General features: G+C 66.1%; 1 pseudogene. It reads right to left on the minus strand.

Annotated elements, in window-relative coordinates:
• Positions 1–496 (minus strand): annotated as a pseudogene (locus KDL01_RS41810) (ABC transporter substrate-binding protein); the annotation flags it as partial.

Genomic DNA, 496 nt, shown 5'->3' on the forward strand with positions numbered 1-496 from the left:
GAGTACAGGCGCTCGATGGTGTGGCGGACGTCGGCCGAGGTGATCTCGTTTCCCGCCTCGTCCTTGATACAGTCCTTGAGCTTGTACGTCCAGACCTTGCCGCCCTCGGAGGACTGGCCGGAGTCGGTGGCGATGTCACCGACGACCGTCAGGTTGCCGTCCTTGTCCTCCTGGAAGTTCGTCAGACCCCGGTGGATCAGGTTGGAGAACTGGCCGGCGTCGCTGACGTAGATCTGACCCGGGTCCATGTGGGTCAGGTCCGACTGCATGTAGACGTTGATGAAACCGCCGGACTTGGCCCCGGTGACCTCCTTCGCCGGGCCGCTGGAGGCGGCGGCGTCACCGTAGGCGACAGGATCCTGCTGCTCGGCGGCGTCCTTCTGGGACTTGGACTCGTCCTTGCCCTTGTTGCCGCCGCCGTTGTCGCTGGAGCAGCCGGTCAGAGCCAGCGAGCCGGCCACGATGGCCACGGCGATGGCGCGCGCGGTACGCGTTC

The organism is Actinospica durhamensis, from assembly GCF_018139695.1.
Classification (GTDB): Bacteria; Actinomycetota; Actinomycetes; order Streptomycetales; family Catenulisporaceae; genus Actinospica; species Actinospica durhamensis.